The organism is Klebsiella indica (assembly GCF_005860775.1).
Classification (GTDB): Bacteria; Pseudomonadota; Gammaproteobacteria; order Enterobacterales; family Enterobacteriaceae; genus Klebsiella; species Klebsiella indica.
This window is the reverse complement of sequence record NZ_VCHQ01000010.1, coordinates 18908-40918: the sequence shown is the minus strand read 5'-3', so window position 1 is coordinate 40918 and position 22011 is coordinate 18908. Positions and strand designations below refer to the sequence as shown.

Genomic DNA, 22011 nt, shown 5'->3' with positions numbered 1-22011 from the left:
CTGTATTCAGGCTTTTTCTAGCGTACACAACAACGGATGCTCGTTCTCCCTCGCGTATTGATTCACCATCGAGACTTTGGTTTCCGCGACTTCTGCGGTAAACACGCCACAAATCGCTTTACCTTGATAATGGACCATTAGCATCAGTTGCGTTGCACGTTCAACATCATAAGAAAAGAATTTTTGTAACACGTCAATAACAAATTCCATTGGCGTGTAGTCATCGTTGACTAATATCACTTTATACATAGATGGCGGTTTAAGCGCATCTTTAACTTCGTCCTCTACGAGCTGCTCGAAGTCCAGCCAGTCTTTCTTACTCATCGTCACTGTTCATCATCGGTTGCTGTAGCCAACAGGCGGTGGCCTGTCAATGACCAAAGGCTATGCACATCACAAATCTACAATAGATCATAGATAATTATCATCTATTACTTCCATCCGCGACGTCTGTCACATTCCCCGGCAATAGCGTTAACTGCTTCAAGTTTTGACGCATTTTTCACCGTCTCCCCACGTCAATCGCTTGACGCATTTCCTGATTTCTCTAAATTGTAGTGGCGAGAGTTGGCGAGCAATTGAACAACTCGTCACTCCACTATCGGTTCATTCCATCTTACTTATATAAGATTTACGAAGGATGTCGAAGTATGGAAATGGGTACTGTTAAGTGGTTCAACAATGCTAAAGGGTTCGGTTTTATTTGCCCTGAGGGCGGCGGCGAAGACATTTTCGCCCATTATTCTACCATCCAGATGGATGGTTACAGAACGCTAAAAGCCGGACAAGCCGTTCGGTTTGATGTTCACCAGGGGCCAAAAGGTAACCACGCCAGCGTGATTGTCCCTGTGGAAGCGGAAACGGCCGCATAACTCTTTTGCTTCATTGTGTACATCCCGCCAGCAAAATGCCAGTCCTTCTGACTGGCATTTTTTATCGTCACTCGCAGGCCCGGCGACATCACCGCCACCGGACCCAGCAACAACTGTAATCTACATGTGGCCCGTTCAGCGGTTTTCAAGGCCAGACCAGACATCACACGCCGCCGGTAAAACAGAGAGTAGCCGCAGAGTAAGCTAATCCGCCCGACCGCGCGCCAGCCACAGCACACGCGAAAACATTTTTTTCAACAGCGCCGGCACCGCATCCACGCCGCGACGGCCTGCCTCCATCGCCACCTCAATCGCCAGGTCCGGTTTTGACGAGCGATGAATCGCCTTGGTAATCACCCGCCGCATGTTCATTGGCAGATTCATTGGCAATTGCGCCACCCGGTGGTAAACATCATCGAACCCCTGACGATACATAAAATGTTCCATATCCATTGCCGGTAGTGCCGTCAGGTGATCGCGTTCCAGCATTTTATCGTCATTCAACAGCCCGCGAACCGTCGCCGCATATTTTTTCCCGGCCTCATCGCCATCGACCAGCACATGCCACTCAATGCCCATACGCCGCGCGAATTTAATAAGCGGTTTTAATCCCGACTGGGCGAACTCAATAACTTTCACCCCTTCCGCATCAAAGTGATGACCGCACTGACGGGCCAGCTCGTTAATAACCCAGGTTTCCGTTTCACCTTCGACCAACAGCCAGCAGCGGGCAAACAGCGATGACGCGCGGTTAAAACGGATATGAAAAGCGATGCGCCGACTGTCTTCCGCATTCATCCCGCCGGGCCCGAGCCGCCAGGCTGACACCCGCGATGATTCACGCACCAGTCGGCAAACGTACTCAACGGGCGTCAGCGACAATAATTCACCGGAATTAGTGGTCGTCACTCTCTGTAACGGCAACAAATTGAGCAAACGCCAGGCCACAGACAACATAATAGGATGCAACCGGGTTTCGGGATCTTCAATTAGTAGCAGCGGTCGCGCGTCGCGATCGAGCCGGACAGTTCCTTTTGCCTGCAATAGCGTAGCGAATAAACCCAGCAAAATGACCCGGTGGCTGCGGCCGCCGGGCTTATCGATCATCCGGTTGATAATATCCAGATAACGCCAGCTACGTTGTTCATCGTGTGAATAGCGGCGCATCAGGCGGTTACGCGATTGCGCGCTGCTCTGCTCGGCAAAATAGTGTTCCAGTAACTGCACCATTGCCGACAGCCCTTGCCGTATCTGGCTATCGGTCAAATTTTGCGGGTGATGCACCAGCTCACGGGAGAGAAAATCAAGCTGGCGGGCAGTAATCTCAATCTGTGGAGAATGCGGCACGGTACCGTTGTGGATCCGCCGCATAAATCGGGCATCGCGCAATCGCAGAACGGGCATTAATCTCACCAGGTGCCGGGCCAGCTCGTCAATATCCGCCAGTTCCAGGGCCTCCCCTTCGCCATTGATAAAACTACGCAGCGTCATGACGCCATCATCATCGGCAAGCTCTCCCTCCAGGCGATAAAAAATCCGCTGAAAACCATCATCACAGGGTACCCAGCAATGACTAAGGGGCCGATAACGACGCACCCGATAACGACCGGGGTCATTTTCACGGAAGGTCAGGATAATATGCAAATGACGCTCTCGCCCCTGAATATCACCGGGCGGAAACCAAAAATCCTCACGGACAAAATGGTAAAGTTCAGACTCTGGCGATAAGAGTAACGTCAGGGCATCCAGCAGGCTGGATTTACCCCATGCATTTTCGCCAATCAGCACGTTATTTTGCTCCAGCATCAACGATAAACGGTTGATACCGCGGAAGCCTACAATTTCGACGCGCTCAAGATGCATATCCCCTCCGCCCGCTAGCCACTTTATCCTTCAATTATCAGCAGTATATACCCGTCGGACTGCTTGTTGCAGATATACTGGCAATAACCCGGTGCCCCCCTGGTCTTCGCCCTTTCGTGACCAGCGCGAACCACATTCAAAACGGTTAATCGTTTTTGCCCTGCAAGACGAATTATTTAGAGTATATATCATTTAATCCAGATAATAATTCATCATCTATATGTTCATTTTTTAACCACACTTATTCGAAATTAAATAACATCACTTTTTTAGCTGGTCTCCGGATGAAAACATCCATAGAATAACGCTCCTTTATTTTTATCGTCGCATTTGTGCCGATAAATAAAAGCCGAGACGGCAACTTATGTTGGTTTACGTTTTTTATTGAGGTCGTTATGTTCAGAAAATTAGCAGCAGAATGTTTTGGTACATTCTGGCTGGTGTTTGGTGGTTGCGGTAGCGCTGTACTGGCCGCAGCGTTTCCGGAATTAGGCATTGGCTTTGCCGGCGTCGCGTTAGCCTTCGGTTTAACTGTATTAACCATGGCGTATGCCGTGGGCCATATTTCCGGCGGGCATTTTAATCCGGCGGTCACTTTAGGTTTGTGGGCTGGCGGCCGCTTCCCGGCAAAAGAGGTCATTGGCTATATTATCGCTCAGGTTATCGGCGGTATTATTGCCGCCGCTATTTTGTATGTTATTGCCAGCGGTAAAGCAGGTTTTGACGCGGCTGCCAGCGGTTTCGCCTCTAACGGTTATGGCGAGCACTCTCCAGGCGGTTTCTCAATGCTTTCCGCGATTGTGATTGAGATTGTCCTGACCTGCGGCTTTTTGCTGGTTATTCATGGCGCAACCGATAAGAATGCCCCGGCAGGCTTTGCTCCCATTGCCATTGGCCTTGCGCTGACGCTGATTCACCTGATCAGTATCCCGGTCACCAACACCTCGGTGAACCCGGCGCGCAGCACCGCGGTTGCGCTCTTCCAGGGCGGCTGGGCATTACAACAGCTGTGGCTGTTCTGGGTGATGCCGATTATCGGCGGTATTCTGGGTGGCGTGCTGTACCGCACCTTGCTCGAAAAGCGCGATTAATGGATTAAGATCCGGAGTATCGGGTGGCGGCTATGCCTCCCTGGCCTGCGGTCATAGAGCAATATGTAAGCCGGGTAAGCGTTAGCGCCGCCCGGTTTTTTTACACCTTTACCTGACAGCCTTTATTGGGTAGTGTCATTGCGCAGTTTCGCATACAAAGGACCCGGCTGTTCATGTTTTCAGGACTTTTCATCATTTTGGTTCCGCTGATTGTGGGCTATCTTATTCCGCTTCAGCATCAGGCCGCATTAAAACTGATCAACCGGCTGTTAAGCTGGATTGTCTATATCATTCTCTTTTTTATGGGAATTAGCCTGGCCTTTCTCGATAATCTTGCCAGCAATCTGCTGGCGATTCTCCATTATTCAGCGGTCAGCATCGTTATTATCCTGCTATGCAATATTGCGGCCCTGATGTGGCTTGAGCAAAAAATACCGTGGCGAAATCATCACCGCCAGGAAAAATTACCTTCCCGTCTCGCAATGGCCATGGAATCTCTCCAGCTATGCGGCGTAGTGCTTATTGGTTTTTTGATTGGGCTGAGCGGCATCCCTTTTTTACAACACGCCACCGAGGCCAGCGAATATACGCTAATTTTCCTTTTGTTACTCATCGGTATGCAACTGCGTAATAATGGCATGACCCTACGGCAAATCATCCTTAATCGCCGTGGAATAATTGTGGCGGTCGTGGTCATGATCAGTTCGTTATTGGCTGGCGTCATCAATGCCTTTATTCTCGATCTGCCGTTAAAAACCGGTCTGGCAATGGCTTCCGGATTTGGCTGGTATTCGTTGTCCGGGATTTTACTGACCGAATCGTACGGGCCGGTTATTGGTAGCGCCGCGTTTTTCAACGATCTTTCCCGGGAACTGCTGGCAATTATGCTTATTCCCGGCCTGGTACGACGCAGCCGTTCAACTGCACTCGGCCTGTGCGGAGCGACATCAATGGACTTTACGCTACCGGTCCTGCAACGTTCAGGCGGCGTGGAAATTGTCCCGGCAGCTATCGTTCATGGCTTCATTTTGAGTCTGCTGGTACCCATTTTGATGGCCTTTTTCTCCGCATAATCCCTTTCTGGCGGTTGTTTTCGACCGCCAATTTTGCGCTAAATCAATCTCCCTGTAAGTTGTATCAGAAATACCTTTTCTCATCTCCCCCGCAGGCATAACCTTAAACATGTATATTAAATATAACTTTAAAAAAGGTGTGACCATGTTTTGTGTGCAATGTGAACAAACCATCCGTACTCCGACGGGGAACGGCTGCTCCTACGCGCAGGGTATGTGCGGTAAAACAGCGGAAACGTCCGATCTCCAGGATCTGCTGATTGCGTCCCTGCAAGGTCTGTCTGCATGGGCTGTTAAAGCCCGTGAATATGGCATCATCGATCATGACGTTGACAACTTTGCCCCGCGTGCATTTTTCTCCACTCTGACCAACGTTAACTTCGACTCTCCGCGTATCGTCGGCTATGCCCGTGAAGCGATCGCCCTGCGCGAATCACTGAAAGCGCAGTGCCAGAACATCGATGCAAGCGCCACGGTAAACAACCCGATGGCCGACCTGCAACTGGTCAGCGACGATCCGGGCGATTTGCAACGTCAGGCCGCCGAGTTCACCCCGAACAAAGACAAAGCCGCTATTGGCGAGAACATCCTCGGCCTGCGTCTGCTTTGCCTGTATGGCCTGAAAGGTGCGGCAGCGTACATGGAGCACGCCCACGTTCTGGGCCAGTATGACAACGACATCTACGCGCAGTACCACAAAATCATGGCGTGGCTGGGCACCTGGCCTTCCGATATGAACGCTCTGCTGGAATGTTCTATGGAAATCGGCCAGATGAACTTCAAAGTGATGAGCATCCTGGATGCCGGTGAAACCACCAAATACGGCCACCCGACCCCTACTCAGGTTAACGTGAAAGCGGTTGAAGGTAAGTGCATCCTGATCTCTGGTCATGACCTGAAAGATCTGTACAACCTGCTGGAGCAGACCGAAGGGACTGGCGTGAACGTCTATACCCACGGTGAAATGCTGCCCGCGCACGGTTACCCGGAACTGCGTAAATTCAGACACCTGGTCGGTAACTACGGCAGCGGCTGGCAGAACCAGCAGGTTGAATTCGCCCGCTTCCCTGGCCCTATCGTGATGACCTCTAACTGTATCATCGACCCGACCGTTGGCGCGTATGACGACCGTATCTGGACGCGCAGCATCGTCGGTTGGCCGGGCGTAAACCACCTGGAAGGCGAAGATTTCTCTCCGGTTATCGCTCAGGCGCAGCAGATGGCAGGCTTCCCGTACAGCGAAATCCCGCATCTGATCACCGTTGGTTTCGGGCGCCAGACGCTGCTGGGCGCAGCAGACAGCCTGATCGACCTGGTCAGCCGCGAAAAACTGCGTCACATCTTCCTGGTAGGCGGCTGTGACGGCGCGCGTGGCGAACGTAACTACTTCACCGATTTCGCCACCAGCGTACCGGATGACTGCCTGATTCTGACGCTGGCCTGTGGTAAATACCGCTTCAACAAACTGGAATTCGGCGACATCGAAGGTCTGCCGCGTCTGGTTGACGCCGGTCAGTGTAACGACGCTTACTCCGCCATCATTCTGGCCGTCACGCTGGCAGAAAAACTGGGCTGTGGCGTGAACGACCTGCCGCTGTCTCTGGTGCTCTCCTGGTTCGAACAGAAAGCGATCGTCATCCTGCTGACGCTGTTGTCTCTGGGCGTGAAAAACATCGTGACCGGGCCGACTGCGCCAGGTTTCTTCACCCCGGATCTGCTGGCTGTCCTCAACGAGAAATTTGGCCTGCGTCAGGTCACCACCGTTGAAGAAGATATGCAGCAACTGTTGAGCGCGTAAGGAGTTTTAGAATGACGATGCCAACCACTCAGTGTCCGTGGCGAATGCAGGTACATCACATCCATCAGGAAACCCCGGATGTGTGGACTCTCTCATTACTGTGCCACGATCACTATCCGTACCGTGCCGGTCAGTATGCGCTGGTCAGCGTTCGCAACGCTGCGGATACGCTGCGGGCCTACACCCTTTCGTCCACGCCGGGCGTCAGCGAGTACATTACGCTGACGATCCGTCGTATTGATGAAGGCGCAGGTTCACAGTGGTTAACCCGCGAAGTGAAACGCGGCGACTCTATCTGGCTGTCCGATGCGATGGGCGACTTTATCTGTGAAGACAAAGCCGAAGACAAGTTCCTGATGCTGGCGGCCGGTTGCGGCGTCACGCCAATTATGTCGATGCGTCGCTGGCTGGCAAAATACCGCCCGCAGGCAGATGTGCAGGTGATCTTCAACGTGCGTTCGCCGCAGGATGTGATTTTCGCTGAGGAATGGCGTCAGTACCCGGTCACGCTGGTGGCGGAGAACAATGCGACCCACGGTTTCGTGGCGGGTCGCCTGACCACTGAATTACTGAAAAACGTGCCGGACCTGGCATCGCGCACCGTCATGACCTGCGGCCCGGCGCCGTATATGGACATGGTTGAGCAGGAAGTGAAAGCGCTCGGCGTAACGCGCTTCTTTAAAGAGAAGTTCTTTACGCCAGTTGCCGAAGCGGCAACCGGGGGCCTGAAGTTCACCAAACTGCAACCGGCGCAGGAGTTTTACGCGCCTGTCGGCACCACGCTGCTGGACGCGCTGGAAAGCAATAAAGTTCCGGTGACTGTGGCATGTCGTGCTGGCGTGTGCGGCTGCTGCAAAACCAAAGTGGTTTCCGGTGAATATACGGTCAGCAGCACCATGACGCTGACCGATGCGGAAATCGCCGACGGTTATGTGCTGGCCTGCTCCTGCCATCCGCAGGGCGATTTAGTTCTGGCCTGATTATTCAGCATTACCGATGTTATCCATGCCACCCGGCGGTTTGCCGGGTGGCATTTCTGCTTCTGCGCAACCCCGTCGGCGGTGAATGACAACCCAATATGCCCGTCCTATTCAAAGCGTATTTATACCCGTCATACTTCAAGTTGCATGTGCGTTGGCTTTCCTTGTTCACCCCAGTCACGTACTGGAGTACGCTCCCGGGGATTCACTGCGTCGCCGCCTTCCTGCAACCCAAATAATTTATGGCATAAAAATCAATAACTTAAAATCACACTTTAAAAAGGGTTAAAGAACGGATAAGCAAACACCCTGGCGTACAGGACCCAACCAGGGTGAGCAGACTGGGTGATAAAAAAACGACATCCGACCTATCGCCAGGGTGAATTACCCGCTAACGAATATTTCCCGGCCCCCATAAAAGCGATCGCCAGCGCACCGACAAAGAAATAGACCAGGCTCTCAATCGCCCAGGCACCTACCGCATCCAGCGCAAAGGTTTTACCTGCGCCGACCATCAGCCAGGCCACAACCATAGTAAAAGCTATCACCAGCGCTGCCGGACGAGTGAGGATCCCCAGAATCAACAGACAAGGCGCAACCACCTCTCCCACCAGCACGCCATAAGCGATAAATCCCGGCAATCCTTTTGCCACCAGCATATTGCTGATACCGCCAACACCATCAAATAGCTTATGCAACCCGTGAAACAGCATCAGCCCGCCGACGGCAAGTCGTAATAAGAGTTTGCCGAAGTCGTCATGAGACAATATTCTATTAACGCTATTTAACAATAATTTAACCATCTGAAATGATTCCTGTTTACCGCTCTGTGAGAAGACAGATTATGCGGAATTTCCGAAGAATAAAACCAGTTGAAAATGAGAGATACGCAAACGTAACAGCCAGTTTCATCTAAGCTTGTAAGCGTTATCACAAAAAGGAGATGGAAAACCATGAAACAGACCGTTGCCGCTTACATTGCAAAAACACTTGAACAGGCTGGCGTGAAACGTATCTGGGGCGTGACGGGCGACTCCCTGAACGGCCTGAGCGACAGCCTGAACCGGATGGGGACGATTGACTGGATGGCCACACGCCATGAAGAGGTCGCCGCCTTCGCCGCTGGCGCTGAAGCACAACTCACCGGTGAACTGGCGGTATGTGCGGGCTCATGCGGGCCGGGTAACCTGCATTTGATTAACGGTCTGTTCGACTGTCACCGTAATCACGTCCCGGTTCTGGCCATTGCTGCCCATATCCCTTCCAGCGAAATCGGCAGCGGCTATTTTCAGGAGACCCACCCACAAGAGCTGTTTCGCGAATGCAGCCACTATTGCGAACTGGTATCCACCCCGGAGCAGATCCCGCAGGTACTGGCGATCGCCATGCGTAAAGCGGTCATCAACCGTGGCGTATCGGTTGTCGTGCTACCAGGCGACGTCGCGCTGAAACCGGCGCCGGAAAGCGCCAGTAGCCACTGGTATCATGCCCCGCAGCCGGTTGTAACTCCGGCTGAGGAAGAGCTGAAAAAACTGGCACAGATCTTACGCTACGCCAGCAATATCGCCCTGATGTGCGGCAGCGGCTGTGCGGGCGCGCATAACGAGCTGGTGGCATTCGCCGCCAAAATTAAAGCGCCCATTGTTCATGCGCTGCGCGGCAAAGAGCATGTGGAGTACGACAACCCTTACGATGTGGGCATGACGGGATTGATCGGCTTCTCTTCAGGCTTCCATACCATGATGAATGCCGATACCCTGATTCTGCTCGGCACTCAGTTCCCCTATCGCGCCTTCTACCCGACTGACGCCAAAATCATTCAGATTGATATCAATCCAGCCAGCATTGGCGCGCACAGTAAAGTCGATATGGCGCTGGTCGGCGATATTAAATCCACCCTCGCCGCGTTATTGCCGATGCTGGAAGCAAAAACCGATCGTAAATTCCTTGATAAGGCGCTGGAGCACTATCGCGACGCGCGTAAAGGACTGGATGATTTAGCGAAACCCAGCGATAAAACCATCCATCCGCAGTATCTGGCGCAGCAAATTAGCCGCTTTGCCGACGATGACGCCATTTTTACCTGCGACGTCGGTACGCCGACCGTCTGGGCCGCACGTTATCTGCAAATGAACGGTAAACGTCGCCTGCTGGGGTCGTTCAACCACGGTTCAATGGCTAACGCCATGCCGCAGGCCATCGGCGCGAAAGCCACCGCCCCGGACAGACAGGTGGTTGCCCTCTGCGGCGACGGCGGCTTTAGCATGCTGATGGGGGATTTTCTTTCGCTGGCGCAGATGAAGCTACCGGTGAAGATTATTATCTTCAATAACAGTATTCTCGGTTTCGTGGCAATGGAGATGAAAGCCGGGGGTTATCTCACCGACGGCACCGAGCTGCATGACACCAACTTTGCCCGCATCGCCGAAGCCTGCGGCATCAAAGGCATTCGGGTAGAGCGCGCAGCGGATGTTGATGACGCGCTGCAAACCGCCTTCAGCAGCGAAGGTCCGGTCCTGGTCGATGTGGTGGTCGCGAAAGAAGAACTGGCGATCCCGCCGCAGATCAAACTGGAACAAGCGAAAGGTTTCAGCCTGTATATGTTACGCGCCATTATCAGCGGCCGCGGTGACGAAGTAATCGAACTGGCGAAAACCAACTGGCTAAGGTAAAACAGACGGTATCCCCCTGAAGCAACTCAAGGAAATGCCGTGATAGATTTACGCAGTGATACCGTCACCCGTCCGGGCCGCGCCATGTTAGAAGCAATGATGGCCGCTCCGGTCGGGGATGATGTTTATGGCGACGACCCTACCGTTAACGCACTCCAGCGCTATGCCGCTGAACGGGCGGGCAAAGAAGCCGCGCTCTTCCTGCCAACGGGCACCCAGGCCAATCTGGTCGCCCTGCTCAGCCACTGTCAGCGCGGCGAAGAGTATATTGTCGGCCAGGGCGCCCATAACTATCTCTACGAAGCTGGCGGCGCGGCGGTACTTGGCAGTATCCAGCCGCAGCCCATTGATGCCGCCGCTGACGGCACGTTGCCGCTGGATAAGGTTGCCGCGAAGATCAAGGCGGATGATATCCATTTTGCCCGCACTCGCTTACTCAGTCTGGAAAACACCCATAACGGCAAAGTGCTGCCGCGTGAATATTTAAAACAGGCATGGGAATTTACCCGCGAGCGCGGTCTGGCGCTACACGTTGACGGCGCGCGTATTTTTAACGCCGTCGTGGAATATGGCTGCGAGCTGCGCGACATCGCGCAATATTGTGATTCATTTACGATTTGCCTCTCAAAAGGCCTCGGTACGCCGGTGGGGTCGCTACTGGTGGGGAGTCAGGCGTACATTCACCGCGCTATCCGCTGGCGGAAGATGGTCGGCGGCGGGATGCGCCAGGCCGGGATTCTGGCGGCGGCGGGCCTGTATGCGTTACAAAACAACGTCGCGCGCTTAAAAGAGGATCACCAGAATGCGGCGTGGATGGCAGAGCAACTGCGCGCCATTGGCGCTGACGTGACTCGCCATGACACCAATATGCTGTTTGTCCGCGTCGGCGAAGACGATGCCGCCGCGCTGGGCGAATACTTACGCGAACGTGACGTGCTGATCAACGCCTCGCCCGTTGTGCGCCTGGTGACGCATATTGACGTTACCCGTCAGCAGCTTGCCGAAGTGGTTGATCACTGGCAGGCGTTTTTAACGCGTTAAGGAGTCGGCGTGTTGCAACGCATCCTGGTACTCGGCGCCAGCGGTTATATTGGCCAGCATCTGGTGAATCGACTCAGCGAGCAAGGCTTTCCGGTGCTGGCGGCGGCACGCCATATCGACAGGCTGAAAAAACAGCGTCTCCCCGGCGTTGAGTGCTATCAACTTGATTTAAACCAGCCGGACGGGCTGCCCGAACTGCTGGCTCAGGCTGATACCGTTTACTACCTGATACACGGAATGAGCGAAAGCGGCGACTTTGTCCGTCATGAGCGACAGGTCGCCCTCAATATGCGCGATGCATTGCGTAAAGTTCCGGTCCGCGAAGTCATTTTTTTGAGCTCATTGCAGGTCGCGGAGCGAGAACAATCCGACCATCTGCGGGCCCGCCAGATCACCGGCGACCTGCTGCGCGAATCCGGCGTACCGGTAACGGAAATTCGCGCCGGCATTATCGTCGGCGCGGGTTCCGCCGCTTTCGAAGTGATGCGCGATATGGTTTACAACCTGCCGGTGCTGACGCCGCCGCGCTGGGTGCGCTCGCGCACCACGCCGATTGCGCTGGAAAACTTACTCTACTATCTGCTGCAGTTACTTAATCACTCCGCCAGCGAACACCGCGTTTTCGAAGCCGCCGGGCCGGAGGTTTTAAGCTATCAGCAGCAGTTTATCCGCTTTATGGCGGTCAGCGGCAAACGCCGCCCGCTGATCCCCATCCCTTTTCCCACAAGCTGGATTTCGGTCTGGTTTCTCAACGTCATTACCTCGGTACCGCCAACAACCGCCAAAGCGCTGATCCAGGGACTAAAGCACGATCTTATCGCCGACGATCGCGCCCTGCGGGCCCTGATCCCTCAACCGTTGATCGCGTTCGATGAAGCGGTGCGCCGCACGCTAAAGGAAGAAGAGCAACTGGTGAACTCCGGCGACTGGGGCTACGACGCCCAGGCCTTTGCCCGCTGGCGGCCCGAGTATGGCTACTATGCGAAACAGGCCGGTTGTACCGTGAGCACTCACGCCAGCCTCGCCGCGCTGTGGAAAGTCGTCAATCAAATCGGCGGTAAAGCGGGGTACTTCTTCGCTAATATCCTGTGGAAGACTCGCGGGGCGATGGATCTGCTGGTTGGCCACCGGCTGGCAAAGGGCCGCCCACCGCGGGATTACCTGCAAACCGGCGACACTGTGGACAGCTGGAAGGTTATTATCGTCGAGCCGGAGAAACAGCTCACCTTACTGTTCGGCATGAAGGCACCCGGCCTTGGTCGCCTGAGTTTTACTCTGAGCGATAAAGGCGATCGTCGCGAACTGGACGTTCGCGCCTGGTGGCACCCGCACGGTATGCCGGGCCTGCTTTATTGGTTGCTGATGATCCCGGCCCATCTGTTTATTTTTCGCGGCATGGCGCGACGTATCATCCGGCGGGCTGAGCAAATCACCAGCAATTAGAGTATACCAACAGAATTCTTTCCTTATTCTCATTGCATCACAGTCAGAATCACGGAAAAATGCGCACGAAATTCTTTTGTGAAACAGTGGATCGATATGAAGGTACTGGTTACCGGTGCGACCAGCGGATTAGGCCGCAATGCAGTGGAATATCTGCGTAACAAGGGCATTAGCGTCAGAGCGACCGGGCGCAATGAAGCAATGGGCAAGCTTCTGAGCAAAATGGGGGCCGAGTTCGTCCCCGCCGACTTGACCGAACTGGTCTCCTCGCAGGCCAAAGTGATGCTCGCCGGTATCGACACGCTCTGGCATTGTTCCAGTTTCACCTCCCCGTGGGGCACCCAGCAGGCTTTCGATTTAGCCAACGTCCGCGCCACCCGCCGCCTCGGTGAATGGGCCGTCGCCTGGGGAGTACGCAACTTCGTGCACATCTCTTCGCCGTCGCTCTATTTTGATTACCACCACCATCGCGCTATTCAGGAAGATTTTCGCCCGCAACGTTTCGCCAATGAGTTTGCCCGCAGTAAAGCGGCGAGCGAAGAAGTGATCAACCTGCTGGCGCAGGCCAATCCGAACACCCGTTTTACAATTTTACGCCCGCAAAGCCTGTTTGGCCCTCATGATAAAGTCTTTATTCCGCGCCTGGCGCAGATGATGCAGCACTACGGTAGCGTCCTGCTGCCGCGCGGCGGTAGCGCGCTGGTGGATATGACCTGCTATGAAAATGCGGTGCACGCGATGTGGCTCGCCAGCCAGCCGCAGTGCGACAATCTGCCCTCTGCCCGCGCTTACAATATCAGCAATGGCGAAGCGCAAACCCTGCGCTGCATTGTGCAGAAACTTATCGATGAGCTGGGGATTAAGTGCCGTATTCGCTCTGTGCCTTACCCGATGCTGGATATCATCGCCCGCAGCATGGAGCACTTTGGCAACAAGTCAGCCAAAGAGCCCGCCTTTACCCACTACGGCGTTTCTAAGCTGAATTTTGATTTTACCCTCGATACCACCCGCGCTCAGCAGGAACTGGGCTACCAGCCGGTGATTTCGCTGGATGAGGGCATTATTCGCACTGCCGCATGGCTGAAAGACCACGGCAAGCTACACCGCTAACCTCGCCCGTACTTCTCCAGCAGCGCCTCGGCAATCGCCAGCGTTTGGGCATCGGCAACGCCGTCCCAGCGCGCGGGGCGGAAGTGCATCTGGAAAGCCATAATCACCCGCTTCTGCTGTTCCGGGGTCATCTCCGGTGTGACCTGATAGCCATAGCGAGACAGCACGTCCAGCAGCTCCGCGGTATCTACCGGCTGGTATGAGGGACGCCCTTGCTGATAAAACGCGACCCGCTCCGCATCCGGCCACGCGCCAATCCCCTGCTCCGCCAGCCTGCGCCACGGAAAGCGCGGCCCCGGATCGTCTTTGCGCTGCGGGGCAATATCCGCGTGCGCGACGACGTTCTGCGGCGCAATGTGGTAGCGGGCGATAATATCTTTCGCCAGCGGGATCAGGGCATCAATCTGCGCCGGATTAAACGGCGTGAAGCGCTTCACGCCCGCCGTTTTTTGCCAGCCGCGGTTCTCCAGTTCAATACCAATTGACGTATCGTTAATGTGCGTACTTCCGCGCCAGTAACTGATCCCCGCATGCCAGGCCAGATCCGCTTCCGGCACCAGTTGCCAGATCCGCGGTTTGCCATGATACCGTGGCGGTTTCTCCGGGATCAGGTAGTGGGCGCTCACCTGATTGTCGGTCAGCGTCGCCAGCGAAACGTCAAAATCATCGGCGGTATAGTGAATAACCAGCACTTTGATGCGCGGATACGCCGCCTGCGCCGGATGGCGCGTATCCAGCTGATAACCATCGCGATCGATAATGCCGTTTTCCGTGGCGCAGCCCGCCAGCAGTAGCGCCAACAAGACGCCCGCCCGGCAAATTTTCATCGCCGGGTCTTCACCGCTGTGCCGCTGACGCTCACCATCAACATGCTGCTGTCCTTGCCGACGGTTTCATAATCAATATCAATCCCGACAACCGCGTCGGCGCCCAGCGCTTTCGCCTGTTCGCTGAGCTCTTCAAAGGCGATTTCACGGGCTTTACGCAGCTCTTTTTCATAGGCGCCGGAACGACCGCCGACAATATCGCGAATACTGGCGAAAAAATCGCGAAAAACGTTAGCCCCGAGAATCGCTTCCCCGGTAACGACGCCGCAGTATTTAATGATCGGCTGGCCTTCCAGAGTCGGTGTGGTTGAAAATTGCATGGTGAAACTCCTCCTTTAACGTTCAATGCGTTAGCTTTGCGGATCAAGCACAATCCCTATCTGATACACTATGCTTTAAAAGATATTCTAACGCAGCGAGCTTATAAGGAAATCATCATGCGCTACAACGTTCTTGCATTTGTCCTCCCCTGCGCGCTGGCGCTCAGCGCCTGTACCACCGTGACACCGGCCTACAAAGACAACGGCACCCGCAGCGGCCCTTGTATTGAGGGCGGCCCGGATGACGTGGCGCAGAAGTTTTACAATTACCAGATACAACATCACAACAGTGATTTGACGGCGCTGCGTCCGTACCTGAGCGATGGTCTGGCGAAACTGCTGAGCGACGCGCGTCACTCCCCGTCAAACCACGCCTTGTTGCAGTCTAATCTGTTCTCCAGCAACGCCACGCCGGCCGACAGCGCCGAAGTCGCCAGCGCTTCGACAATTCCAAACCGCGATGCACGCAACATTCCGCTGCGCGTTACGCTAAAACAGGGGACGCAAAGCTGGAAAGACGAGGTACTGATGATTCAGGAAGGCCAGTGCTGGGCCGTCGATGACGTACGTTACCTCAGCAATAACGCCCATGCGCCGGCAGGCACTCTGCGTCAGAGTCTCGAAAATCGCTAATCAAGGCGTATAACCCGGTAAAATGTCGGTATTTCCTCTGCTAATACCGACATTTACGCCCCCCGCCTTTACGAACCCATATTTTGTGCTAACTTTAACGCTAATCGTGGTTTACATTTAACTTTTAACGCATAAATATTGCATAACTATTCTGCCAAAGGTACTATTTGCGGCCTCAATTGCTATTAGTATCAGACTGCCCAGATGAGTATTAAACTAAACGGCATTAATTGCTTCTACGGCGCACACCAGGCGCTGTTCGACATCACGCTGGATTGCCCGCAGGGGGAAACGCTGGTGCTGCTCGGCCCCAGCGGTGCCGGTAAAAGCTCGTTGCTGCGCGTACTCAACCTGCTGGAGATGCCGCGTTCCGGCACGTTACATATTGCCGGAAATCATTTCGACTTTACCAGAACGCCTTCTGATAAAGCCATTCGCGAACTGCGCCAGAACGTGGGGATGGTTTTCCAGCAGTACAATCTGTGGCCGCACCTGACCGTGCAGCAAAACCTGATTGAAGCCCCCTGCCGTGTGCTCGGGTTAAGTAAAGATCAGGCTCTGGCGCGCGCTGAAAAGCTACTTGAACGTTTGCGCCTGAAACCCTACAGCGATCGTTACCCGCTGCATCTTTCCGGCGGTCAGCAGCAGCGCGTCGCCATTGCCCGCGCGCTGATGATGGAACCACAGGTGTTGCTGTTTGATGAACCCACGGCGGCGCTTGATCCAGAAATCACCGCTCAGATCGTCAGTATTATCCGCGAACTGGCTGAAACCGGCATTACGCAGGTCATTGTCACCCACGAAGTGGAAGTGGCGCGTAAAACAGCGAGCCGCGTGGTGTATATGGAAAATGGTCATATCGTTGAACAAGGGGATGCCCGTTGCTTCACGCATCCGCAAACCGACGCGTTTAAAAACTATCTGTCACATTGATGTTTTCGGGGAAATGACGATGAAAAAAGTACTGATTGCCGCTCTTCTTGCGGGCATGAGCCTCTCCGCTACCGCTGCCCAAACTATTCGCTTCGCGACCGAGGCCTCCTACCCGCCGTTTGAATCGATCGACGCCAGTAACAAAATCGTTGGTTTTGACGTCGATCTGGCGAACGCCCTGTGTAAAGAGATTGATGCCACCTGCACCTTTACCAACCAGGCTTTCGATAGCCTGATCCCAAGCCTGAAGTTCCGCCGTTTCGATGCGGTCATGGCCGGGATGGATATCACCCCGGAGCGTGAAAAGCAGGTGCTGTTCACGACGCCGTACTATGATAACTCCGCGCTGTTCGTCGCTCAGCAGGGTAAATTCACCAGCATTGATGCGCTGAAAGGCAAAAAAGTCGGCGTGCAGAACGGCACCACCCACCAGAAATTTATCAACGACAAGCACCCGGAAATCACCACCGTTCCTTATGACAGCTACCAGAATGCGAAGCTGGATCTGCAGAATGGTCGTATTGACGCGGTGTTCGGCGATACCGCCGTGGTCACCGAATGGCTGAAGAGCAATCCGAAGCTGGCGGCGGTGGGCGATAAAGTCACCGATAAAGACTACTTCGGTACTGGCCTCGGTATCGCAGTGCGCCAGGGCAATACCGAACTGCAGCAGAAATTTAACGCTGCGCTGGAAAAAGTAAAAAGCGATGGGACTTATCAGTCTATCTACAATAAATGGTTCCAGAAGTAACGCTGAATGAACGAATTTTTTCCCTTAGCAAGCGCCGCCGGGATGACCGTCGGCCTTGCCGTTTGCGCGCTGATCCTCGGCCTGGTGCTGGCGATGCTGTTTGCCGTTCTCGAGTCGGTGAAGCTGCGCCCGGTCGCCTGGCTCGCAACCGGCATTGTCACCCTTTTACGTGGGCTACCGGAAATTCTGGTGGTTCTGTTTATCTATTTCGGTTCCTCTCAGCTCCTGTTAACCCTGTCTGACGGCTTTACTATTCACCTCGGCTTTGCGCAGATCCCCGTACAGGTGCAAATTGAAAACTTCGACGTCAGCCCGTTCCTCTGCGGAGCCGTAGCCCTCTCTCTGCTGTATGCCGCTTACGCATCGCAAACCCTGCGCGGGGCGCTAAAGGCAGTCCCACAGGGGCAATGGGAATCCGGCCAGGCGCTGGGGTTATCGAAATCCGCTATTTTCTTCCGCCTGGTGATGCCGCAAATGTGGCGCCACGCGCTGCCGGGTCTCGGCAACCAGTGGCTGGTGCTGCTGAAGGATACCGCGCTGGTAAGCCTGATCAGCGTCAACGACCTGATGCTGCAAACCAAAAGTATCGCCACCCGTACCCAGGAGCCGTTTAACTGGTACATCATCGCAGCGGCAATCTATCTGGTCATCACCCTGGTGAGTCAGTACATTCTCAAACGTATTGACCAGCGTGCGACACGCTTCGAACGGAGACCTGGCTGATGCTTGATTATTTACCCGAACTGCTGAAAGGGCTGCACACCAGCCTGACGCTGACCGCGGCCTCGATCGTTGTGGCGCTGATTTTATCGCTGATCCTGACCATCATTCTGACCCTTAAAACGCCGGGGCTGGTGTGGTTTGTGCGCGGCTATATTACGCTGTTTACCGGTACACCGCTGCTGGTGCAGATCTTCCTGATTTACTACGGCCCTGGCCAGTTCCCGTCGCTACAGGCGTATCCATTCCTCTGGCATCTGATTTCCGAGCCCTGGCTGTGCGCGCTAATCGCCCTCTCCTTAAACAGCGCCGCTTACACCACGCAGCTGTTTTATGGCGCCATTCGCGCCATTCCGGAAGGCCAGTGGCAATCCTGCGGCGCGCTGGGGATGAGCAAAAAGGATACGCTGGCGATTCTGCTGCCGTATGCCTTTAAGCGCGCCCTCTCCTCCTACTCCAACGAAGTGGTGCTGGTGTTCAAGAGTACTTCTCTGGCCTACACCATTACGCTGATGGAAGTGATGGGACACAGCCAACTGCTTTATGGACGTACCTATGATGTGATGGTGTTCGGCGCCGCCGGGATTGTCTATCTCATCGTTAATGGTCTGCTGACGCTGCTGATGCGCCTGGTGGAACATAAAGCGCTGGCTTTTGAGCGACGGAACTAGTCTTTTCTTGTACTAAAAGTGCATAATTAGCAAACACCAGACGGATACGGCCAACAGCCTGTCCGTCTTTTTTATTTATGAAAAAATAATTATCCATATTTATTGAATATAAATTCATTTAGTGGCATTGTTAAACCCAGCCGCAGACACGGCACAACATCATAAGATTGACCGACGGGAGTTCCACCACGATGAAAAAGTTAGTTCTGGCCGCACTGCTTACCTCTTGCGCCTTTGGCGCCGCTGCCGCAGAAAAAATCAGCTTTGGCGTTTCGGCGACTTACCCACCGTTTGAATCGCTGGATGCCAGTAATCAGATCGTCGGCTTCGATATCGATCTGGCGAACGCCCTGTGCAAACAGATGCAGGCGGAATGTACTTTTACTAACCATGCGTTCGACAGTCTGATCCCGGCGCTCAAATTCAAGAAATATGATGCCGTTATTTCCGGCATGGACATTACGCCGGAGCGTAGCAAGCAGGTTGCATTTACCGCCCCGTACTACGCCAACTCCGCGCTGGTCATTTCGAAAAAAGATGCTTTCCACTCTTTCGACGATCTGAAAGGTAAACGTATTGGTATGGAAAACGGTACCACGCACCAGAAATATCTGCAGGATAAACATCCGGAAGTGAAAACCGTGGCTTACGACAGTTACCAGAATGCGTTTCTTGACCTGAAAAATGGCCGTATTGATGGGGTATTTGGCGACACCGCCGTGGTTAACGAGTGGCTGAAAACCAACCCGCAGTTGGGCGCGGCGACGCCGAAAGTGACCGATCCGCAATACTTCGGCACCGGCCTCGGCATTGCGGTGCGCCCGGATAATAAAGCGCTGCTGGAAAAACTGAATGCCGCGCTGAAGGCAATTAAAGCCGACGGCACCTATGAGAAAATCAGCAAACAGTGGTTCCCGGAGTAATCACGCCACAGGCGGCGCGATGCGTCTGTCCGGGCTGCCGGGCGGTGCCGCGCCGTACATCAGAAACCTTACAGCGGCAGGGTAAACTGGAAACAGGCCCCTGCCGGCGCTGCGATCAGGCGAATATCGCCGCCGTGCAGTTGCAGCATCCGCCGCACAATCAGCAGCCCCAGTCCCCCTCTTGATGCGCTTTGCGCACCGGACGCAAGTACCGAAGGCCGTTCAAACAGGGTTGCCCGTTGTTCATCAGCAATTCCCGGCCCGCTGTCCGCGACTTCAACAATCAGCGACCGCCCTGACTGACGCGCCGTCAGGCGAATAAGCCCGCCTTCCGGGGTATGACGAATGGCGTTATCGAGCAAATTGGTCAGCACCCGTTCAATCATCGATAAATCTGCGGTTATCTGCGGTAAACCCACCGCCAGATCCAGCTGTAAACCGATTTTGCGCGTGGCGATCGGCAGATCGAATTTTTGCGCCACATCCTGTACCAGTTCAGCCAAGGAAAATGTCTCCGGCTGCGGCTTGATCGCGCCATGCTCCAGACGGGCCAGTTCAAACAACTGCTGCGAAAGATGGCGCACTTTGTTTCCCTGACGCAGCGCGATATTCAGATACTGTTTGTTCTCTTCCGCCGTCAGCCTGTCGGCTTTAAGCGTTAACGTTTCCAGATATCCCAGCAACGAAGTAAGCGGCGTGCGTAAATCGTGGGAGATATTAGCGATAAATTCACGACGCTGACGATCGCTATCCGCCAGGCGATCCCATTGCCCGGCAATCTGACGGGCCAGCACGATAAACCGTTTATGCAGTACAGCCACTTCATTACCCGGTTTCGCTTCCGGCGTTTGCGCCGCCAGCGCCTTAATTGCATCAATACTATCCTGCTGCTCCGTCGCCACCAGCGCGGTGAGCTGGCGTACCGGGCGGGTAACCCAATACCAGGCAAGCCAGCCCGCCAGCAGGCCAAGCCCCGTCACCAGTAGCAGGGTCCACAGTAGCAGGCTCGACAGCGTTTTCTGCCAGGCGCTGGCCGCCAGTTCGTTGAAGGTTTCCCCCTGCAAAATAATATACAGATAACCGCGCAACTGGCCGTCCAGCCGCAGCGGCGCTACGCTAAACACTTTTTGCCGATCTGCGCTGCGCGGATCGTCGCCATAGATCGGCCATCCGCCGCCTGAGAGGAAAGTGTGTACCGGCGCCAGGTTAACGCGCTGGCGCTTTATATGGCCCGGCGGCGCGGCATCGGCCAGCAGTTTCCCGTCGGGGGAGATTACGTACAACTCCACGCTGGGATTAAAGGTCATCAGCCGGTCAAAAAGCGGCTTCAGCTTCTGGCGGTCAACCTGTCCCCGGGGATCCAGCAGCGGTTCGCGGGCGGCGATTTGCGCTGCCAGCCCGGCGGAAAGACGCTGGACCATCGCATTGCCATATTGCGCGCTACTGTAGAGTTGGATCAGACAAACGGCTATCGCACATAACAGGAGTAGTAAGGTGAAAACCAGCGCCAGACGCTGGCTAAGGCTGAGGCGGCGGATCATGGCTGCGCCTCTTTCCGCTCCACGGCAAATTTATAGCCTTTACCCCAGACGGTCAGAATGATGTCCGGCTCCGCCGGGTCGCGCTCAATTTTTCCGCGCAGACGGTTAATATGGGTATTGACCGTATGCTCATAGCCGTCGTGCTGATAGCCCCATACCTGATCAAGCAGCGCCAGGCGGGAAAAAACTTCCCCTGGGTGACGGGCAAAGTAGTACAAAAGATCGAACTCACGCGGTGTCAGATCCACCGTCTCGCCGCGCAGCGTCACTTCGCGAGATAAAGGATCAATACTTAAACCATGGCTGGTAATACGCCCGGCATCCATCAGTAAATTCTGGCTCATCGCCTGCTGGCGCCGAAACACCGCTTTGACCCTGGCGGTCAGTTCAAGAATGGAAAACGGTTTGGCGAGGTAATCATCGGCCCCCATCTCCAGGCCCTGCACTCGCTGGGTTTCGCTGGCGCGGGCGCTGATAATAATCACCGGCAAATAACGGGTTTGCTGACGAATACGCCGACAGATTTCCAGACCGTCAACATTAGGCAGCATCAGGTCGAGGATCACCGCATCCCAGTTCGCTTTTTCCAGTTGCCGTAGCGCCTGCGCCCCGTCCGCCTCATGGATAATCTGATATCCCTCATCCTGCAGATTCAGGCGCAACAACGCGGCGATATCGTCATCATCTTCAACCAACAGAATTCTCTTTGCCACCGGCACTGCTCCGCTATTGTTAGATTTCGCTTAACC

General features: G+C 54.6%; 22 protein-coding genes. 15 read left to right on the top strand and 7 right to left on the bottom strand.

All coding sequences use genetic code 11. The annotated features are described in order from the left end of the window. Positions 1–6: 6 nt before the first annotated feature. Positions 7–324: an ATP-dependent Clp protease adapter ClpS gene (clpS, locus tag FE839_RS08715; RefSeq protein ID WP_138360440.1), complete on the bottom strand. Its 318-nt coding sequence runs from the start codon at positions 322–324 to the stop codon at positions 7–9. 326 nt (positions 325–650) lie between these two features. On the opposite strand from clpS, the gene cspD reads away from it, so the two are divergent. Beyond that, the gene (gene cspD, locus FE839_RS08710) at positions 651–872 is read left to right on the top strand and encodes a cold shock-like protein CspD (protein ID WP_002896516.1); all 222 of its coding nucleotides are present in this window, start codon (positions 651–653) and stop codon (positions 870–872) included. A 204-nt stretch (positions 873–1076) separates the two neighbouring features. On the opposite strand, the gene FE839_RS08705 is transcribed toward cspD, so the two are convergent. Next, entirely contained in the window at positions 1077–2735 is a 1659-nt protein-coding gene (locus FE839_RS08705; RefSeq protein WP_138360439.1) for an ATP-dependent endonuclease, read from the bottom strand. A gap of 395 nt (positions 2736–3130) precedes the next feature. On the opposite strand from FE839_RS08705, the gene aqpZ reads away from it, so the two are divergent. The 4 genes from aqpZ to hcr all read left to right on the top strand — a co-directional run bounded on the left by aqpZ (position 3131) and on the right by hcr (position 7677). Continuing rightward, entirely contained in the window at positions 3131–3826 is a 696-nt protein-coding gene (aqpZ, locus tag FE839_RS08700) for an aquaporin Z (protein ID WP_138360438.1), read from the top strand. 173 nt (positions 3827–3999) lie between these two features. Then, positions 4000–4899, top strand: coding sequence for a LysO family transporter (locus tag FE839_RS08695; protein WP_138360437.1), 900 nt, complete (start codon positions 4000–4002; stop codon positions 4897–4899). Between the two features lie 145 nt (positions 4900–5044). Further along, positions 5045–6697 carry a hydroxylamine reductase gene (hcp, locus tag FE839_RS08690; RefSeq protein ID WP_138360436.1) on the top strand — a complete coding sequence of 551 codons (1653 nt, stop codon included), beginning with the start codon at positions 5045–5047 and terminating at the stop codon, positions 6695–6697. Positions 6698–6708: 11 nt separating this feature from the next. After that, complete coding sequence (gene hcr / locus FE839_RS08685; RefSeq protein WP_138360435.1) at positions 6709–7677, top strand: NADH oxidoreductase; 969 nt, start codon at positions 6709–6711, stop codon at positions 7675–7677. A gap of 368 nt (positions 7678–8045) precedes the next feature. Here hcr and FE839_RS08680 read toward each other — a convergent pair whose 3' ends face one another. Then, positions 8046–8480 (bottom strand): DoxX family protein, encoded by a 435-nt coding sequence (locus tag FE839_RS08680; RefSeq protein WP_138360434.1) that lies wholly within the window; start codon positions 8478–8480, stop codon positions 8046–8048. Positions 8481–8630: 150 nt separating this feature from the next. Between FE839_RS08680 and poxB the strand changes: the two genes are divergently transcribed. The 4 genes from poxB (at position 8631) to FE839_RS08660 (ending at position 13943) form a co-directional block, all read left to right on the top strand. After that, positions 8631–10349 carry a ubiquinone-dependent pyruvate dehydrogenase gene (gene poxB / locus FE839_RS08675; RefSeq protein WP_138360433.1) on the top strand — a complete coding sequence of 573 codons (1719 nt, stop codon included), beginning with the start codon at positions 8631–8633 and terminating at the stop codon, positions 10347–10349. 39 nt (positions 10350–10388) lie between these two features. Beyond that, on the top strand, positions 10389–11390 hold the full coding sequence (gene ltaE / locus FE839_RS08670; protein WP_138360432.1) for a low-specificity L-threonine aldolase: 1002 nt from the start codon (positions 10389–10391) through the stop codon (positions 11388–11390). Between the two features lie 9 nt (positions 11391–11399). Beyond that, entirely contained in the window at positions 11400–12833 is a 1434-nt protein-coding gene (locus FE839_RS08665) for a DUF2867 domain-containing protein (protein ID WP_138360431.1), read from the top strand. A gap of 96 nt (positions 12834–12929) precedes the next feature. Then, positions 12930–13943, top strand: a complete 1014-nt coding sequence (locus FE839_RS08660; RefSeq protein WP_138360531.1) for an NAD-dependent epimerase/dehydratase family protein — start codon at positions 12930–12932, stop codon at positions 13941–13943. On the opposite strand, the gene FE839_RS08655 is transcribed toward FE839_RS08660, so the two are convergent. Continuing rightward, entirely contained in the window at positions 13940–14770 is an 831-nt protein-coding gene (locus tag FE839_RS08655) for an N-acetylmuramoyl-L-alanine amidase (RefSeq protein ID WP_138360430.1), read from the bottom strand. The two genes, FE839_RS08660 and FE839_RS08655, sit on opposite strands and share 4 nt — an antisense overlap. Further along, positions 14767–15090, bottom strand: a complete 324-nt coding sequence (locus tag FE839_RS08650) for a heavy metal-binding domain-containing protein (RefSeq protein ID WP_138360429.1) — start codon at positions 15088–15090, stop codon at positions 14767–14769. Before FE839_RS08650 ends, FE839_RS08655 begins: the two co-directional genes overlap by 4 nt. Before the next feature lie 117 nt (positions 15091–15207). On the opposite strand from FE839_RS08650, the gene FE839_RS08645 reads away from it, so the two are divergent. From FE839_RS08645 to artJ, 6 genes are all read left to right on the top strand, one after another. Continuing rightward, a complete protein-coding gene (locus FE839_RS08645; RefSeq protein ID WP_138360428.1) occupies positions 15208–15723 on the top strand; it encodes a lipoprotein in 516 nt (171 codons plus the stop codon). Positions 15724–15927: 204 nt separating this feature from the next. Then, on the top strand, positions 15928–16656 hold the full coding sequence (gene artP, locus FE839_RS08640; protein WP_138360427.1) for an arginine ABC transporter ATP-binding protein ArtP: 729 nt from the start codon (positions 15928–15930) through the stop codon (positions 16654–16656). Positions 16657–16675: 19 nt separating this feature from the next. Next, positions 16676–17407 (top strand): arginine ABC transporter substrate-binding protein ArtI, encoded by a 732-nt coding sequence (artI, locus tag FE839_RS08635; protein WP_138360426.1) that lies wholly within the window; start codon positions 16676–16678, stop codon positions 17405–17407. Between the two features lie 6 nt (positions 17408–17413). Next, positions 17414–18130 carry an arginine ABC transporter permease ArtQ gene (gene artQ / locus FE839_RS08630; RefSeq protein WP_138360425.1) on the top strand — a complete coding sequence of 239 codons (717 nt, stop codon included), beginning with the start codon at positions 17414–17416 and terminating at the stop codon, positions 18128–18130. Then, the gene (artM, locus tag FE839_RS08625; RefSeq protein ID WP_138360424.1) at positions 18130–18798 is read left to right on the top strand and encodes an arginine ABC transporter permease ArtM; all 669 of its coding nucleotides are present in this window, start codon (positions 18130–18132) and stop codon (positions 18796–18798) included. Before artQ ends, artM begins: the two co-directional genes overlap by 1 nt. A gap of 191 nt (positions 18799–18989) precedes the next feature. Then, positions 18990–19721 (top strand): arginine ABC transporter substrate-binding protein ArtJ, encoded by a 732-nt coding sequence (artJ, locus tag FE839_RS08620; RefSeq protein WP_138360423.1) that lies wholly within the window; start codon positions 18990–18992, stop codon positions 19719–19721. Positions 19722–19789: 68 nt separating this feature from the next. On the opposite strand, the gene FE839_RS08615 is transcribed toward artJ, so the two are convergent. Beyond that, complete coding sequence (locus FE839_RS08615) at positions 19790–21262, bottom strand: sensor histidine kinase (RefSeq protein ID WP_138360422.1); 1473 nt, start codon at positions 21260–21262, stop codon at positions 19790–19792. Further along, positions 21259–21975 (bottom strand): response regulator transcription factor, encoded by a 717-nt coding sequence (locus FE839_RS08610; protein WP_138360421.1) that lies wholly within the window; start codon positions 21973–21975, stop codon positions 21259–21261. Before FE839_RS08610 ends, FE839_RS08615 begins: the two co-directional genes overlap by 4 nt. Positions 21976–22011 lie beyond the last annotated feature (36 nt).